The following is a 17,095-nucleotide window of genomic DNA, read 5'->3' on the forward strand; positions in this document are numbered from 1 at the left end:
AACTCAGTCGCTTTTGTCAACTGGTTTTTTATATCTTTTTTGCCGCCTTGCCTTTGCCTTACTGGCTTTGCCCTGACGACAGTTATTTATATTAGCAACCTTTTTTGGTTTTTGCAACCCTTTTTTAAAAAAATTGCATTTATTTTTTTAATGTCTTGGTATTACTTTCTAAGTGCTCTAATAGTAAATTGATTGATTGGTAGACATCACGAATATCAGGTTTACAATCATTTAATATCCAATTGAAAATAATTGCATAAATCCCGTTTGATATAACTTCAACTTGTCTTACTGAAAACGATCCTCTCGGTCGCATATAAAGTTCAATCGCATGAGCAATTTCTTTGCGTAAGGTTGAATAGAACTCTCGCGGTTCTTTTGTAATCATTAGCATATTTAGATAGAAAAGCTTATTATCACGAATTTTAATTAGCATCTGATAAAACAGTTTTTCTATCGTCTCGTTGCTCACACTTCTAAGTGCTCTTCTTATTTGTAAAGATAGAACTGAGATAAACAAATCACTAATATTTCTATAATAATGATAAAATACGCCTCTATTTATATTGGCATCTGCACAAAAACTGATAACTGTATATCTGTGCACGATATTGTTTGAAAGTTTATTTTGCAAAATATGTTCTGCTTTTACTGTTATCAACTGTATTTACCACCTTTTATTATTTTGCAAAACAAATATATCAATAAATAGTCAAATATACAATATTTTTTTATTAAAAAATATGTGTAATTTAAAACTTGATAAATAAGTAGATATTAACTAATATAACCATAAATAAATCTAATAAAATATTCGTATTATGACAATTAAAACAGGCAAAGTTAAAATTTAACTTTGCCTGTTTATTATTTATCGCGTCTTTTTTTGCGTTGAGCTTTTGCTTTACGAATTTTATGTCGTTGCTCAATTTTACTTTTTTGAATCTTATCTTCCTTAATTGCTTGCTTAATTTTTTTCTTATACCCAGGTTTACGCTTATGCTTTACCTTTTTCACATAACCTTTAATCCTACTATCAACTTTATGTGTAGCAAAATTTAAACTTTCTCGACGATTGTGATGTTTACGTGCAACTAGCTCGCCATTTTTTATTTCAACAAAATCAAAGTGAATTCCAGATTTTTCTAATCCAGTAATGCGATTTAGTTCCTCTTCCCGAATTAAGGTTACTGCATGCCCTGATAGCCCATTACGTCCCGTTCTACCTATGCGGTGCACAACAAATTCTAAATCACGAGGAATTTCATAATTGATTACTAGACTAACGCCTGCAATGTCCAGTCCTCGCGCTGCTAAATCAGAAGCAACAACATACTGGTATTTTCCTGCTTCTACATCCCTAATGGTTCTCTTTCTTTCACGTTCAGTAATCCCACCATGAATTTTAGCGACCCTTAGGCCTTCTTGTTGTAAATATGTAGTTAATTCATCAACCTTTTGCTTCGTATTGGCAAAAACTAAAGCTAAATATGGTTGCCCCATCGTCAATAATTGATATAAAATTTTCTTTCGACTTTTAGCACCAATATCAATTAAATCATTCTTAATTGTTGGCGCAATCACTGCTGGATTATCAATTACGATTTGTTTCGGTTTTGACATATATTTTCGCAAAAAATTAGTTAATTTAACTGGGATAGTAGCTGAAAAAGCAGCAATTGTAGTATTTTTAGGTAATTTTTGTACAATAAAATCAATATCATTCAAAAATCCCATATCTAACGTCATATCTGCTTCATCAATCACAAAATTTCTTACATAGTCTAAAAATAAAATTTTCTTTTCCACAAAATCATATAATCTTCCTGGAGTTGCTATCACAATTTGTGGTCTTTTACTGCCAATTTTTTTTAATTGTCGCTCACGGTCCGTCCCACCAGCTATATGAGCAATTGATATGTTAAGTTCAGCAGCATCACGCAATTGACGTACCACCTGATATAATTGATCCGCCAATTCTCTACTTGGAGCAGTTAAAACAGCTTGCGTATAGCCTAAGCTTTCGTCAATTTCATTTAAAATTGGAATTAAGAAAGCATGGGTTTTTCCTGATCCAGTAACAGCTTGTACGACTGCATTTTTGTGTTCTAGCAAAACAGGGATTACTTTTTCTTGCACTTTTGTTGGCTCGGCAAAGTTAATATTACTTAGTCCGTTTTGAATTTTGGGTTTAATGCGATTACTTTTAAAAATATTATTCATGTGTTTTTCGGTATTCCTTAGTTACTTGTACCAGTTCAGCAAAAATTTGCTTTACTTCAACCATATCCTTAGCATTGGCTCCACTAGCTAAAGCATGACCACCACCATCGTGTTTAGCTGCAAGTTCATTAATAACTGGACCTTTTGAACGGTAATGTACTCTAAATGTTTTATCAGGTTTTTCTACAAAAACATTCCAAGCAATAATGTCCTTAATTCGCCCTGGTGTTGAGACTGTACATGAGGCTTCATTAAAATCAATCCCCAATTTAGTCAAGGTTTCTTGGGTTAAAATTGCATATGCAGCACCACTTGCATCAACTTTCATATATTCTAATACTTCAGCCTGTAGCTTAGCTTGGGCAAAGGTAACATCACTAATATTACGGGCAATTTCATTAATATTGATACCAGTTGCAGCTAATTTAGCTACCACTAAAAAAGTATGTGTCGAAGTTTCAGGATACATAAAACGACCAGTATCACCTACAATACCAGCATATAAAGGATAGGCAACTTCTTTAGTAAGTGGTAAATTTTGAGCAATAATAAAATCTGCCACTATTTCTGAAGCAGCTGGTGCTTCATCATCAACAAAACTTAAATCGGCATAAGGTTCAACATCTGGATGATGGTCAATTTTTATTAAAAAATCACCCTGATCATATAGTTTATTAGCAATTCTAGCTGTATTAGCTGTGTCTGTAGTAATTACTAACGCACCTTGATAATCACTAGCAGTTACTTTATCCATCTCATTGATCCAAATCAAGTCACCCTCATCATTTTCTCCTGCGCATAGAATCCGCTTATCAGGAAACTTAAGTTTTAAAGATCTGGCTAATCCAGCTTGTGATCCTAAGGCATCCGGATCTGGACTAGTATGGCGGTGCAAAATAATAGTAGAATATTGCTTGATTTTTTCATATATTTTTGGAAAGGTATTCATAATTTCTCCTTTAATCCTTCATTCAGTACTTTAGTTAGTTTACCAGAAAATGTAATTAATCCGAAAATAAGTCTAAATCAATATTTGTAAAATCCGCTTTAGAAAAATCGGTCACGGTTATCCCCAATAATCTGATGCCTGAACTTAAAAATGAATTAGCAAGTGGCATAAATAATTCTTTAGCAACATCATAAAATTCAAATGAATTTCTGCTTGCATGAGCTAATTTTTGTCTTTTGGTAATAGTTTGAAATTCATTATTACGAATTTTCAAAACTAAAGTATGAGCATAGAGATCACTTTTTTCTAATTTTCTACTTAAAGTTACAGTGTAATTACGTAATTTGGTCAAAGCCGTTTGTTGATCATAAATACAAGGTTCATATGTACGTTCAATTCCAATTGACTTACGCTTCTGTTCATCATCAGGAACTACTCTAGATGGATCAATTCCATTAGCATGAGCAGCCATTAGATAACCCAGCTTGTTAAAATACTTGATTAGAGTTCGTACGTTCGTTTGTTGCAAATCTTTTCCAGTATAGATACCCATTTCAGCTAATTTTGCTTGCGTTTTGGGACCAATACCATAAAAGTTGGTAAGCTTTTGTCTAGCTAGAAATTCTTTTGCTTCACCTGGTAAAATGACTGTGCGCCCGAAAGGCTTTGCATATTCTGATCCCATTTTTGCCAAAAACTTATTATAAGTAGCTCCAAAGGAACAAGTTAATCCGAGTTCTTGAACTATTTTTGTCTGTAATTTGACTGCAATTTCAACTGTTGATGTCAAACCCAACTTATTTTTAGTTACATCTAAATATGCTTCATCCCATGCAATTGACTGAACCATATCAGTAATTTCATACATCAGCTCGTGAATTTCAGCCGATACTCTATGATATTTTTCAAAATCCGGCTGCAAAAAAACTAATTTTTCAGCTGGTATTAACTGCAATGCCTTAATTGAAGGCATTGCTGAATGGACACCAAACTTTCGGGCAATATAATTAGCCGTAGCTACAACACCATGCCCATTATTTTGACGAGGGTCTTGCCCAATAACTAAGGCCTTATTCTTTAAAATAGGATTATCCCTCATCTCTATTGAGGCATAGAAGGCATCCATATCAAGGTGAATTATCCGGCGATGGGTATCATTTTTAGGTAATAATTCAGCCGTCACGACACTATTCATAAATCCAATGCTCAGTTGGCAAGTCAAAAATTTGCTCAGCCGCTTTTGGCCCCATCCGATATGGCAAATACTGCTCTGGTTTTTGTCCAGTTTCATTTTCTTTTGCCCAGGCAGATTCTATTGCATCAATGAACTTCCAATAATTTTTTAGTTCGCTCCAATGAGTAAAATTAGTAGAATCATTTACAAATACATCATGCAAAAGGCGCTCATAACCATCTGGAATCTCTTTTTGCTCTGAACTAGAAAATTGATAAATTAAATTTTGCCGACGGATCCCTAAAGCATTAATTTTTTTACCATTAATTGTAATATACACTTGCATTTCGGGATCAACAACAATAGTAATAATATTGGAATGTGCTTGACCATATATATTAGATTTTTGCTTTAAAACAATATCTATTTGAGTTTTCTTTTCCCGCATCTCTTTACCTGTTCTAAAGTAAATTGGTGTTCCTACTAGTGGGCCAGCAGCAAATTTAACTTCGCCAGCTACAAAGGTTTCTGTATTCGAATCTGCAGCAACATTCGGTTCTTGACAATAGCCAAAAGTCATATCACTACCAAGATATTGACCACGTACAAAATGCGCTGCAATTTCATTTTCATTTGGAATAATTAAGCTATTAAGTAATTCACCTTTGGCTTCATGAATGCACTTAGCAGTTAAAGCTTTAGGTTCAGGCATTGCCAGCAAAGTAATAATTTGAAAAATATGATTTTGCACCATATCTCTGAGTGCTCCCGATGTATCATAATAGCCACCACGAGCCTCAACACCCAGACGTTCTGCTAAAGTTATTTGAATATTTTTAATTGTTTCACTATTCCAAATATTATTAATTAAGGGATTAGTTAAGCGCATCGGTAAAATATTTTGAATCATTTCTTTACCTAAATAGTGATCTATTCGAAAGATATCATCTTCAGCAAAAGATGCTGTTATTTGTCGATTAAGCTCTTTGGCAGAGGTTAAATCATGACCAAATGGCTTTTCAACAACAATTCGGTTAAAACCATTGCCAGTTAAGTTTTGATCGTTAATGTGTTCCGCAATTGTCCCAAAAAAGCGCGGTGCCATCGCCATATAAAATATACGGTTACCTTGGGCACTATAATAGCCATCAAGCTCTTCTGCTAAATTCTTTAGTGTCACATAATGTTCAATATTCGTAACATCATGGGCTTGATAGTAAAAATGATTAACAAAGTTAGCTAAATTATTTTCATTAACTTCAGTATTCATTTCATGTACTGCATCTTTTACTTGTTCACGCAGATATTCATGCGACCATGGTCGTCTTGCCGTTCCGATAATAGCAAAATTGTCATGAATTAGACCTTGCTCATATAAATTAAATAAAGCAGGATAAAGTTTACGATGTGCTAAATCTCCACTACCACCAAAAATAATCATAATAACTGGGATATTTTTCATAGGAAATCCTTTCCAAATACAATACTTCTGTTAGATCTATTTTATAATAATTGGGTAAAATAAAAAGTGCCAAAAACGGCACTTTTATTTAATTTATTCTTTAGTAGAAGAATCATCTGCTGGCGATTTTTCTGAAATATCTTCACTAGCTGCAGATATTTTTTCTGATTCACCTTCACTTGGTTCACTTTCATTTATTGAATTTTCATTGTCTGAAGAATTAACTGGCAAAATTTGTTGTACTGCCATTCTACTAAAAGTTAAATAAATGCCATCAGCATCAATAATAACCGTGTTATCTTTAGTATTAACAGAATCAATTTTACCATGGAGGCCATCAATTAAAATTACACTATCACCCTTTTTTAATTGATTCATCATTTCTGCTTTTTTCTGTTGCTGCTTTTTCTGCGGCTTAATCATCATAAAATACATTAACGCAATAAGAACTATAAACGCTATAATTGTTCCCATATTGCCTATACCATTATTAGCTGCCAAAAATAAAGTATTCACTTTTACACCTCATTATTAAAAATATTACCACTTAATTATACAGAAAATATGTGCCAATTGCACTACTCGTTTGGAAGCGGCAAGCCTAATTGAAGATATGCTTTCTCTGTCACAACACGACCTCTTGGTGTCATTAATAAAAAGCCCTGTTGCAACAAATATGGCTCATATAAGGACTGAATTGTTTCAACATCTTCTCCTGTATTAGCAGCCAAGGTTCTAATTCCCACAGGACCGCCATGGTAATTTTCAATCATGACCCTTAAGATTTTACGATCCGTTTGATTAAGCCCTTCATCATCAACTTGCAATTGCTTTAAAGAATTTGTCGTGGTAGTAAAAGAAATTATTTGTTCACCTTTTACTTGCGCAAAATCCCTCACTCTTCGAAGTAAACGGTTAGCTACTCTAGGCGTGCCTCTTGAACGTCTAGCTAATTCATGAGCTGCCTGAGCAGCAATTTCAATCTTAAAAACGCTACTAGATCGGGAAATTATTTTTTCAAGTTCACTTATGCTGTAATATTGCAAATGCTCAACAATTCCAAATCGATCACGCAAAGGAGCAGACAACTGTCCCGCTAAAGTAGTTGCTCCCACTAAAGTAAAGGGTGGTAACGGTACATGCACGGCATGAGTTGTTTGTCCTTCACCTATAACAATATCGACATAATAATCTTCCATTGCTGAGTAAAGCACTTCTTCGATTGGCTTGGCTAAGCGATGAATTTCATCAATAAATAAAATATCCCCTGGGTCAAGGTCTGTCAATAAAGCAACTAAGTCACCGGCTTTTTCAATTGCTGGTCCACTAGTACTTTTTAAATTAACCCCTAATTCATTAGCAATCACAAAGGCGAGTGTCGTTTTACCTAATCCTGGTGGACCGTATAGCAAAACATGGTCGAGAGCTTCATCCCGATTTTTGGCAGCCTCTATATATACGGCTAATTCTTTCTTTACTCTATTTTGCCCTAAATATTCTTTTAAGGTCTGCGGTCGTAATGAAAATTCTGTCTGTTCCTCTTCTATTCCCTGGCTTTTACCAGACACAATTGAATTTTCTTTATCCTCCACCAGTTTCACTTCCTTTAAATACTTTAACTTATTATAGCAATAATTACTTCTTTAGTAGAAAAGCTAAGCCCTTTTTAATATATTGATCAGCCGTTGTTTCATTTTCAGCAATCAATTTAGGCGTGATCTTGTCTACTTCTTTTTTCGTATAACCTAAAGCAAGTAGGGCTAGCAAAGCATCATTTAATTCCGGTGAAATATTTTGATCAGCCGTTTGATCAATTCGTTGAACATAGTCACCTAATTTCCCCTTCAAGTCTAAAACTATCTGGGAAGCTGTTTTTTTGCCAACACCTGGAAATCTAGTTAAATATTTGACTTCGCCCTGCTCAATTGCTGCTGCTAATGAATCACTATCTTCAGCAGCCATAATTGCTAAGGCTGACTTTGGTCCAATACCACTAACACTCAGTAACTTTAAAAATAGGTCTCTATCTTCTTCAGATTGAAAGCCATATAAAGTAACACCAGTATCACGCACAATTTGCTCAACAAAAACACGAGTTTTTTGGCCTTCATGATAAGCAAATGGTGTTGGACTATAAATTTTATAACCAATATTATTAACATCTACCACTAAATAATCCGGTTTGATTGCCACAACTATCCCTAATAAATATTCATACATTATTAATTATCCTTTTTAAACATCTTACGCAACTCAGATTTGTGCCAACAAATAATCACCACATTGCCTTGCGCATCATGGTATGGATCCTTTGTTTTTCCAAGCGCAGTTAAAATTGCATTACATTCTGTAACCGTTAGTTTTTGGCGTCCGGTAATTTGCCGCTGGGCTTGCTTACCAGCAATTCTTGTAATTAATTTAGTTGTATCATTTTGATCAACATTTAAATACTCATCTAAAATTAAACGGACTTGACCTTCAACGTCTTCTTTGAGCCAAGTAGGATAGGAGCGCAATATAAAAGTGTTTTGGCCAAATTCTTCCAAATATAAACCAATTTCTTTAATTTGCTTTAGCTTACTCTTAATTTGAATAAAATCCAAACTACTAAATTCTAAAACTAAGGGACTTAATAATCCTTGCTGATTAACATTTTGATCAGTTAATTCCTGTTTTATTTTGGTAAACAAAATTAATCTTCTAGCTGCAACTTGATCAATCAAATATAAGTTATCATTGTTTTCTGCAATAATATAGGCACCAGTTTGACCAACAAATTTCAATTCTGGTAAGTTGTTTAAGAGGACTTCATCACCAATCGAAATAACAGTAGCTGCTTTATTTTTACTTGGAAAAGGACTAAGTTGCTTTTGCCTTGCAACATTTTTTAGCCATGTTGTTGTAATAACATAATAATCATCTTCTCGTGGTACATTTAAGTCAACATATTGAATTGCTTCATCGTGCCTTACTTCAAGTGGTTGACTTTCATTAACTTCATCAATTGTAGCTGTCTCACGCTTAGTTTCGACTACATTTTTATTCAAATTGAATTTTAATTGATCAACTAATGTATCTGCTTTCTTACTAATTAAATTTCCACTACCACTAGCTTGAACATCGCTTAACAATAATTTCTGACTAATTGTCTTAGTAATTAAACGGCATAATTGGGTTTCTTTAGACAGTCTAACCTCTCTTTTAGTTGGATGGACGTTAACATCAACCAATAAAGGATCAACTTTAATTTTTATAATTGCAAAGGGGTAATGCTTATCAGTTAAATTATTACCATAACCAGCTAGAACAGCTTTAACTATTTGGAAATTATTAATATACCGACCGTTTAATAAAATGGAAATAAAGTTACGGGTTGATCGCGTTATTTCTGGTTTTGAAATTAAACCCGTAATTTCAAAATCCTGGTCAGCCTCGTCTAATGAAATCATTTTTTCAGCTATGTTGCGACCATAGATGTTAGCTGCTGTTTGCTTTAAATTTCCGTTGCCAACCGTTTTAAGTAAAATGCGACCCTCATTTTTTAAAGTAAAAGCAATATGAGGATACCCCAGAGCTAAGCGATTAATAATGTCAACAATTTTCATAATTTCCGTACGTGGACTCCGTAAATATTTTAATCTAGCTGGAGTATTATAAAATAAATCTTTAACTGTAATCCTTGTACCCACTGCTGCCCCGGCTTTTTCTTGCAACTGTTTTACCCCAGCCGAAAATTCGGCTCGTTGCCCAACTTGACCAGCACTATCCGTTAATATTTCGACATGGCTAACAGCTGCAATTGAGGCTAGAGCCTCACCTCGAAATCCCAAAGTACCAACATTAAATAAATCACGCTCATTTTTAATTTTACTAGTTGCATGCCTAGTAAAGGCTAGATCAAGTTGATTGCTTGGAATACCACTCCCATTATCTTGAACAGTGATTTTTTTAAGTCCTGCATCAACAAAGTCAATTTGAATTTGCTTGCTGCCAGCATCAATTGCGTTTTCCACTAATTCCTTCACTACACTTGCTGGACGTTCAATCACTTCACCGGCCGCAATTTGGTTAGCTAAATTAACCGGTAGCTCACTAATTTGTACCATTGTTAATCGTTATCCTTTAAATCTTTTTGCCAATTTGCAACTAATTGCATCACTTGTAGTGGTGTTTGTTCGGCTAGATACAAGTGAGAAATTTCAGCTAAAATAGCTTGCTCCTTAATTGTCAAATCATTAGTCTCAGTTTGAGCAGCTTTGTTTTCGCTACTAGTAGCACTGGGTGCAGGTGTATTAAATAAATCAAGTTGGGTTGTGGTATTCAAACCACTACCTTGATTTTCTAAATGCTTTAATAATTTTCTTGCCTGCCGTAAAACTTTAGGCGGTAATCCTGCCAATTGCGCCACATGAATACCATAGCTTTGGTCTGCCGGCCCAGGTAAAATTTTATGCAAAAAAATCAATTGACCCTTTTCTTGGGTTGCACCAACATGAATATTCTTTAGCCGCGCTAATGTTTGTTCCATTGCTGTTAACTCATGAAAATGTGTGGCAAATAAAACTTTTGCTCCTACTTCATCATGTAAGTATTTGACAATCGCTCCAGCTAGTGCCATCCCATCATAGGTTGCAGTACCGCGACCAATTTCATCAAATAAAACAAGGCTGCGTTTAGTTGCATGCTGTAGCGCATCATTTGCTTCAGTCATCTCAACCATAAAAGTACTTTGACCCGAAATTAAATCATCAGCAGCCCCAATACGGGTAAAGATTTGATCAAATATTGGTAATTCAGCACTTTGTGCTGGTACAAAAGAACCAACTTGCGCCATAACTGCAATTAGCGCTAACTGTCTCATGTAAGTACTTTTACCAGACATGTTAGGACCTGTTATTAGTAAAATATCAGTCTCTTGGTCCAAATTAACGTCATTAGGTATATAAGAATTATCCTTAAGAACCTTTTCAACCACAGGATGCCTTCCTGCGACTATTTTTACATCTTGCGTTTTTGAATGAAAAATTGGGCGACAATAGTTATTTTCTTCAGCAATTTGAGCAAAAGAACAAAACACATCAAGCGCAGCTAATTGACTGGCCAACTTTTGTAAGGCACTAATATACTTTTTAATTTCTTCGCGTAACTTAACAAATAAGTTATACTCCAGCTCAGTTGATTTTGTCTGCGCTTCTAAAATCAAATTTTCATGTTCCTTAAGTTCCGGTGTAATATAACGTTCAGCATTAGTTAACGTCTGCTTACGTGTATACCGATCAAGTGGTACTTTTTTCTTGTTGGAATTAGTCACTTGAATATAATAGCCAAAAACTTTATTATAACCAACTTTTAAATTTTCAATTCCTGTCTTTTGCCGTTCATTCTGCTCCATCTCCACCAGCCACTGTTTACCATTATTCATTGCATCACGATAACGGTCAAGCTGACTGTCAACACCAGATTTAATTAATCCCCCTTCTGTAGTTAAAACTGGCGGTTGCTCAACAAGAGTGGAACTTATTAATTTAGCAGTTCCCTTCAAAGGATCAATTTTTTGAGCAAATTTTTGTAAAGTTTCATTGGCAGATGCTTGCAAAGCAGTCAAAATTGCTGGTACTGCTTCTAAAGAAGTGGCAAGCTGCAATAATTCACGCGCATTAACATTACCAAAGGCGATTCGACCACTTAATCGTTCTAAATCGTATACGCCCTTTAAACTATCACTTATATTAGCTCGAGTAAAATAGCCATCAATTAGTGCTTGAACCATTGCTTGACGCTGAGCCAACTGATCAGTTGCAATGAGTGGCCTTGACAGCCACTGTTTAAGTAGACGACCACCCATTGCTGTATGAGTTTTATCAAGAACCCAAAAAAGAGAACCCATCTTTTTACCAGTTTTAGCGGAAGCCGTTATTTCCAAATTTTCACGTACTGTATGTGACATTTGTAAATATTGACTAACTTCATAGCTTTGTGCTGCTTGTAAGTGGGCTAAACTACGCTTTTGTGTCTGCAACAAATAACCTACTAATTGTTTAACTGCTGCTTTTTCTGCCAAATTAGTTAAATTTTGTTGGGCGAAAGAAATTTCGGCATGTTCTTCACTTAGAGTAACTGGTTTAGACACAGTAATGTTAGCCTGATGAAAGAATTCATTTGCTTTTTCACTTAAATGTGAATTACAAACTACTTCCTTAGTTCGAAGCGACAAAAGTTCGTTGGCAACTGCCGAAAAAGTTAATAAGTGGGTGGCAAAAATTTCTCCAGTAGACAAGTCGCTGTAGGCAAGTCCAAAGCAATTGTGACTTGAAACAACTGAAGTTAAATAATTAGATTCTTTTGCATCACTAGGATTATCATTCATTAACGTGCCAGGCGTTACTAACTGCGTAATCCCCCTTTTGACCATACCTTTAGCTTCCTTAGGATCCTCTAGTTGTTCACACAAAGCAACTTTATAACCCTTTTCTACTAGCGTATCTACATATGAATTCACAGCCACATGCGGTACACCGGCCATCGGAATTGGATTATCCGTTTTATTCGAACGATGAGTTAAAGTTAATTCTAAAATTTGAGCTCCTTTAATTGCATCATCTTCAAATAATTCATAAAAATCACCGACGCGATAAAAAAGAAAAGCATCGGGATATTGCTTCTTAATTTTATAATATTGCTCCATCATTGGAGTTGTATTTGCGTTAGCCATTTAATCCTCTTCTTTATAGTTAATTAATCTTTATTATACGCTAAAATAATAAGCCAAAAGAAAAAAGACTGCAATTAGGCAATCTTTTATGATTTATGTTCCAAAATTCAAAGCTTGAATCATAACTAGGAAATCTGTCCCTCAATACTGTTAATATCATCCTGGCCATCCCTATGAACAGTTGCTTGAATAGCAGCTGTTATTCCCTTCACATCATCAAGCAAACTAAGACTCGGTGTTTCAGGGTGATTAATCACTTGCTCAGGTAAATACGGAATATGCATGAAACCTGCTTTAAGATTAGGAAATTCTTTATCAATCATATATTGAACTTGATACATAATATGATTACAGACAAAGGTTCCAGCAGTTGTCGAAACATAGCTTGGCAACCCTGCTTTGCGAATTTCTTTAACCATTGCCTTAACAGGTAATTGAGTAAAATAGGCATTTTGACCGTCTTTATGGATGGCAGTGGCAATTGGTTGATAGCCTTTATTATCAGCAATTCGCCCATCATCAAAATTAATTGCTACTCGCTCAGGAGTTAGAGCAAAGCGCCCACCAGCTTGACCAATATTTAAGACATAATCAGGCTCTTCTTTGACAATTGCCTCACGTACTACTTGAGCACAATCGCCAAAAACAGTTGGAATTTCTAACTTAATGATTTTAGCACCAGCAATCTCATCATCTAAAAGCTTGACTGCTTCAATTGCTGGATTAATTTTATCTTCACCAAACGGATCAAAACCGGTAACTAATATTTTCATTGTTTTTCTCTTTTCTAAAAATTAAAAAGCTAAGAAATACATTAAAACGATGTGGACAACTAACATACTAATGGCAATAGGAAACTGCTGTTTAATTACTCCTAATGGATCTTGCATCTCCATTAGAGCTACTGGCAAAGTATTAAAATTGGCAGCCATTGGCGTCATTAATGTACCACAATAGCCAGCGGTCATTCCTAATGATGCAACAACAACTGGTGAACCGCCTTGTGCCACAACAAAGGGAATTCCAATACCAGCGGTAATTACTGCAAATGCTGCAAAAGCATTCCCCATAATCGCTGTAAAAACAGCCATTGCTATACAATACAAACATACACCTAATAAGTGATTACCGATAGGAAATAAACCCGAAATTGCCTTAGCAGTAATTTTACCTACACCTGAAGCAGTAAACACTACACCCAAAGTAGCAAGTAATTGTGGTAACACTCCAGCTGAGCCTACCGAACGGACCATTCTTTGTGTATCTTCATAAACCGTTTTTGGACTTGATTTAGTCAAAACCATCGCTACAATTAGTGAAACGATAGTAGCAATGCCAATGCCAACCTGTCCACCTAATTTGGTAAACTGCGCAATCACTAATGCTAAAATTGCCAATAAAATACTAGGTAAGAAAATCCAATTACCAATACGCTTAACTGTTTGATTAGCAATTTTTTCATCAAGTTCCTTAATTTTACCAACTCGAACTTGTTTAAGAAGAGACAGTAGCGCAATAATTAATAAAATTCCACCATTTATTTCATTGGGTATCCATTGACCAGCTGCAAATAAAATTGCAAATAAAAGCCAAAAAAGACCCGTTCCCCAACGTGCAGGATTAGTTTTATCACGCCAGGATTCAACTGTAGCTGCCAAAAAGAACAAACCAATTAAAATATAAAAAGCTAACAAAAGATTATTAATTAGTATATTCATTTATTTCCCCTTTTTTATTTTTTTGTCAAAAGCATGATTGTAAAGTAAGCATAAAATATAACAAATCACAGCAATCGGAATAGTAATTAATACCACAGCTGACGTGCTAATTGGATATCCTAATGATTTCATAGTACTAGAAATTAACAATACACTAGATGAAGCAACAAATAAGTTTTGTGCAAAGAAATTACCAAAATTATCACTAGCAGCAGCTCTTGCTTTAATTTGATCAACTTCTAATTCTGTCATTTCTCCATTAACTTTGCCTGCAGCTTGTGCCATTGGATTGATCAACGGAGCGATAAATTGTACCTGCCCTTGGACAGAAATCCCAAATAAACAAGCAAGTTCACGAATAGCTGTATAAATATCAAAAATTCTTCCTGGTGTTAGATTTTTCATTTTTTGAATCAGATTAACTGCGGCTGTCTTAAGACCATGGCGTTCTGATATACCAATTGTTGGTAAGGTTAAGAAAAATAATGAGACCATGCGGTTATCAATGAAACCTTTCCCCAGAATTTTCAAAAAAGAAACAAAGTCAATTCCTGATACCAATGCAGTAACTAATGCTGCAATTACAACTACGGCAACCGTATCTAGTCCTAAAGCAAAACCTATACGATCACTAGGATGCCAAGTAAACTCAAATATTCCATTATTTTTTGTCAAATTGGTTTCAGTCAACTCAGTTTATTCTGATAACAACTAAATGACTGTTTTATTAATATGGTTAAAACTCCTTCGGATTAATCAGATGACCTTTAGCAATAGCCCCATAAAACTTTCCTTTAATTTTAAAGGCATCCCCATAATTACAAATACTTGTACCGCTTTGTTTACCATAACGATTATAAATTTTTAGGGTTTTCGTTCGCTAATCATAATAAACGCCAGTCACATTTTTAGCAGTAACACAATAAGGCTTAAACAGCATAAAAATCGCAACTGCTAACTTTGGTCCTAATTGCAAACGCAAACTAGAAGCTACGCCAAAACCATTTATCCATTTTCCTTTTATCATTATAAATGTATGTCAATTTCACTTCCTTGAACCTACACAATCTGTTTTGATCACATTGAATCGCTTTACCTAGACAAGTTGTACGGTCGAATTAGAGCATAGGATAACTGATGTCAAAGGTAAAAAATAATTAGCTAATAACAAAAAGGAACTGTTCCGACCAACAGTTCCTTTCTAAATATCGGTTATAAAATTACATCATGCCTGGTGCACCAGCAGCAGCATTTGGATCAACTTCTGGCTTATCTTCAGGTATTTCTGCTACAACTGCTTCAGTTGTTAATAATAAAGCAGCAATTGAAGCAGCATTTTGCAAAGCAGTACGAGTTACCTTAGTTGGGTCAATGATTCCAGATTCAACCATATTCTCCCAGTTGCCATCGGCTGCATTGTAGCCAATTTCTAATTCTTGACTCTCAAGTTTATTCAAAATAACTGAGCCATCTTCACCGGCATTTTCAGCAATTTGACGAACTGGAGCAGTCAATGCCCGCAAAACAATGTTAATTCCAGTTTGTTCATCAACACTGTCACCCTTCAAATCCTTAACAGCACTCTTAACATCTACTAAAGCAGTACCACCACCGGCAACATAGCCTTCATCTACAGCTGCCCGAGTTGAATTTAACGCATCTTCAATCCGGTAGCGACGCTCTTTTAATTCAGTTTCAGTAGCAGCACCAACATGAATAACAGCTACACCACCAGTTAATTTAGCTAAACGTTCTTGCAACTTTTGTTTATCAAAGTCAGAAGTAGTCTCAGCGATTTGTTTTCTAATAGAATCTTCACGATCCTTAATAGCATCTTCTGAACCAGCACCATCAACAATAGTGGTTGAGTCCTTAGTAATTGTGATACGCCGTGCTTGGCCTAATTGATCAAGTGTAGTATCTTTTAATTCAAGACCAAGGTCTTCAGTAATCACTGTACCACCTGTTAAAGCCGCAATATCTTGCAATTGTTCTTTACGACGATCACCAAAGCCTGGTGCCTTAACAGCAACGACATTGAAAGTACCACGAATCTTATTCAAGACCAAAGTTGGTAAAGCTTCACCTGAAACATCATCAGCGATAATTAATAAAGACTTACCTTGTTGTACAATTTCTTGTAATAGTGGCAAAACATCTTGAATATTCGAAATCTTTTTGTCAGTAATTAAAATGTATGGGTTGTCTAAATCAGCTTCCATCTTATCATTGTCAGTAACCATGTATTGTGACAAGTAACCACGGTCAAATTGCATTCCTTCGACCACAGAAAGCTCAGTTTCAATACCACGTGAATCTTCAATGGTAATAACTCCGTCATTGCCTACTTTTTCCATTGCATCAGCAATCAAATCACCAACTTCTTTTGAAGCGGATGAAACAGCAGCAACTTGAGCAATTTGCTCTTTAGAAGAAACTGTATGACTAATTTTATGTAATTCATCAACAACAGCTTTCGTAGCCTTTTCAATTCCGCGACGAACACCAACTGGATTAGCACCAGCAGTAACATTCTTCATCCCTTCGCGAATAATAGCTTGCGTTAAAACAACAGCAGTTGTGGTTCCATCACCAGCAATATCATTAGTCTTTTGAGCAGCTTCAGCAACAAGCTTAGCACCCATATTTTCATAATGATCTTTTAATTCAATTGCTTTAGCAATGGTCACACCATCATTAGTAATATCAGGATTACCATAAGATTGTTCTAAAACAACGTTTCTTCCTTTAGGACCAATTGTTGCCTTAACTGTATCAGCTAATTTATCGACACCCTTTAATAGAGAACGTCTTGCATCTTCAGAAAATTTAATATCTTTTGCCATTTTTCTTACTC

General features: G+C 35.2%; 14 protein-coding genes and 1 pseudogene. All 15 read right to left on the bottom strand.

Features of this window, described 5'->3' with window-relative positions; translation table 11 throughout:
* Positions 1–139: 139 nt before the first annotated feature.
* The gene (locus tag F5ESL0225_RS08280; protein WP_147440987.1) at positions 140–472 is read right to left on the bottom strand and encodes a TetR-like C-terminal domain-containing protein; all 333 of its coding nucleotides are present in this window, start codon (positions 470–472) and stop codon (positions 140–142) included.
* Positions 473–867: 395 nt separating this feature from the next.
* Entirely contained in the window at positions 868–2,223 is a 1,356-nt protein-coding gene (locus F5ESL0225_RS05770; RefSeq protein WP_122048060.1) for a DEAD/DEAH box helicase, read from the bottom strand.
* On the bottom strand, positions 2,216–3,172 hold the full coding sequence (locus tag F5ESL0225_RS05775; RefSeq protein ID WP_122022058.1) for a bifunctional oligoribonuclease/PAP phosphatase NrnA: 957 nt from the start codon (positions 3,170–3,172) through the stop codon (positions 2,216–2,218). The genes F5ESL0225_RS05770 and F5ESL0225_RS05775 overlap by 8 nt, the downstream gene beginning before the upstream one ends.
* A 55-nt stretch (positions 3,173–3,227) precedes the next feature.
* On the bottom strand, positions 3,228–4,367 hold the full coding sequence (dinB, locus tag F5ESL0225_RS05780; RefSeq protein ID WP_233551658.1) for a DNA polymerase IV: 1,140 nt from the start codon (positions 4,365–4,367) through the stop codon (positions 3,228–3,230).
* The gene (gene zwf, locus F5ESL0225_RS05785; RefSeq protein ID WP_122022060.1) at positions 4,360–5,808 is read right to left on the bottom strand and encodes a glucose-6-phosphate dehydrogenase; all 1,449 of its coding nucleotides are present in this window, start codon (positions 5,806–5,808) and stop codon (positions 4,360–4,362) included. Before zwf ends, dinB begins: the two co-directional genes overlap by 8 nt.
* Positions 5,809–5,901: 93 nt before the next feature.
* Positions 5,902–6,324: a preprotein translocase subunit YajC gene (gene yajC, locus F5ESL0225_RS05790; protein WP_122024856.1), complete on the bottom strand. Its 423-nt coding sequence runs from the start codon at positions 6,322–6,324 to the stop codon at positions 5,902–5,904.
* 62 nt (positions 6,325–6,386) lie between these two features.
* Positions 6,387–7,400 (bottom strand): Holliday junction branch migration DNA helicase RuvB, encoded by a 1,014-nt coding sequence (ruvB, locus tag F5ESL0225_RS05795; protein WP_122048061.1) that lies wholly within the window; start codon positions 7,398–7,400, stop codon positions 6,387–6,389.
* 43 nt (positions 7,401–7,443) lie between these two features.
* A complete protein-coding gene (gene ruvA, locus F5ESL0225_RS05800; protein WP_122048062.1) occupies positions 7,444–8,028 on the bottom strand; it encodes a Holliday junction branch migration protein RuvA in 585 nt (194 codons plus the stop codon).
* A gap of 2 nt (positions 8,029–8,030) precedes the next feature.
* The gene (mutL, locus tag F5ESL0225_RS05805) at positions 8,031–9,914 is read right to left on the bottom strand and encodes a DNA mismatch repair endonuclease MutL (RefSeq protein WP_122022064.1); all 1,884 of its coding nucleotides are present in this window, start codon (positions 9,912–9,914) and stop codon (positions 8,031–8,033) included.
* A gap of 2 nt (positions 9,915–9,916) precedes the next feature.
* Positions 9,917–12,496 (bottom strand): DNA mismatch repair protein MutS, encoded by a 2,580-nt coding sequence (mutS, locus tag F5ESL0225_RS05810; protein ID WP_122048081.1) that lies wholly within the window; start codon positions 12,494–12,496, stop codon positions 9,917–9,919.
* A gap of 149 nt (positions 12,497–12,645) precedes the next feature.
* Complete coding sequence (pcp, locus tag F5ESL0225_RS05815) at positions 12,646–13,293, bottom strand: pyroglutamyl-peptidase I (protein ID WP_122048063.1); 648 nt, start codon at positions 13,291–13,293, stop codon at positions 12,646–12,648.
* A gap of 21 nt (positions 13,294–13,314) precedes the next feature.
* Positions 13,315–14,238, bottom strand: a complete 924-nt coding sequence (locus F5ESL0225_RS05820) for a DUF979 domain-containing protein (protein WP_122048064.1) — start codon at positions 14,236–14,238, stop codon at positions 13,315–13,317.
* Positions 14,239–14,900, bottom strand: a pseudogene (locus tag F5ESL0225_RS05825) (5-oxoproline transporter, DUF969 family subunit).
* Positions 14,901–15,118: 218 nt separating this feature from the next.
* Positions 15,119–15,265 carry a hypothetical protein gene (locus F5ESL0225_RS08360; protein WP_158592401.1) on the bottom strand — a complete coding sequence of 49 codons (147 nt, stop codon included), beginning with the start codon at positions 15,263–15,265 and terminating at the stop codon, positions 15,119–15,121.
* 193 nt (positions 15,266–15,458) lie between these two features.
* A complete protein-coding gene (gene groL, locus F5ESL0225_RS05830; RefSeq protein ID WP_122048065.1) occupies positions 15,459–17,084 on the bottom strand; it encodes a chaperonin GroEL in 1,626 nt (541 codons plus the stop codon).
* Positions 17,085–17,095: the final 11 nt, after the last annotated feature.

Source organism: Lactobacillus sp. ESL0225 (assembly GCF_003692905.1).
Lineage (GTDB): Bacteria > Bacillota > Bacilli > Lactobacillales > Lactobacillaceae > Lactobacillus > Lactobacillus bombicola.

Excerpts from the sequence above, each read along its gene's own strand:
- F5ESL0225_RS05770 (WP_122048060.1), bottom strand. The coding sequence starts at position 2,223 with ATGAATAATATTTTTAAAAGTAATCGCATTAAACCCAAAATTCAAAAC.
- F5ESL0225_RS05775 (WP_122022058.1), bottom strand. The coding sequence starts at position 3,172 with ATGAATACCTTTCCAAAAATATATGAAAAAATCAAGCAATATTCTACT.
- dinB (WP_233551658.1), bottom strand. The coding sequence starts at position 4,367 with ATGAATAGTGTCGTGACGGCTGAATTATTACCTAAAAATGATACCCAT.
- zwf (WP_122022060.1), bottom strand. The coding sequence starts at position 5,808 with ATGAAAAATATCCCAGTTATTATGATTATTTTTGGTGGTAGTGGAGAT.
- ruvA (WP_122048062.1), bottom strand. The coding sequence starts at position 8,028 with ATGTATGAATATTTATTAGGGATAGTTGTGGCAATCAAACCGGATTAT.
- mutL (WP_122022064.1), bottom strand. The coding sequence starts at position 9,914 with ATGGTACAAATTAGTGAGCTACCGGTTAATTTAGCTAACCAAATTGCG.
- mutS (WP_122048081.1), bottom strand. The coding sequence starts at position 12,496 with ATGATGGAGCAATATTATAAAATTAAGAAGCAATATCCCGATGCTTTT.
- pcp (WP_122048063.1), bottom strand. The coding sequence starts at position 13,293 with ATGAAAATATTAGTTACCGGTTTTGATCCGTTTGGTGAAGATAAAATT.
- F5ESL0225_RS05820 (WP_122048064.1), bottom strand. The coding sequence starts at position 14,238 with ATGAATATACTAATTAATAATCTTTTGTTAGCTTTTTATATTTTAATT.
- F5ESL0225_RS08360 (WP_158592401.1), bottom strand. The coding sequence starts at position 15,265 with ATGATAAAAGGAAAATGGATAAATGGTTTTGGCGTAGCTTCTAGTTTG.
- groL (WP_122048065.1), bottom strand. The coding sequence starts at position 17,084 with ATGGCAAAAGATATTAAATTTTCTGAAGATGCAAGACGTTCTCTATTA.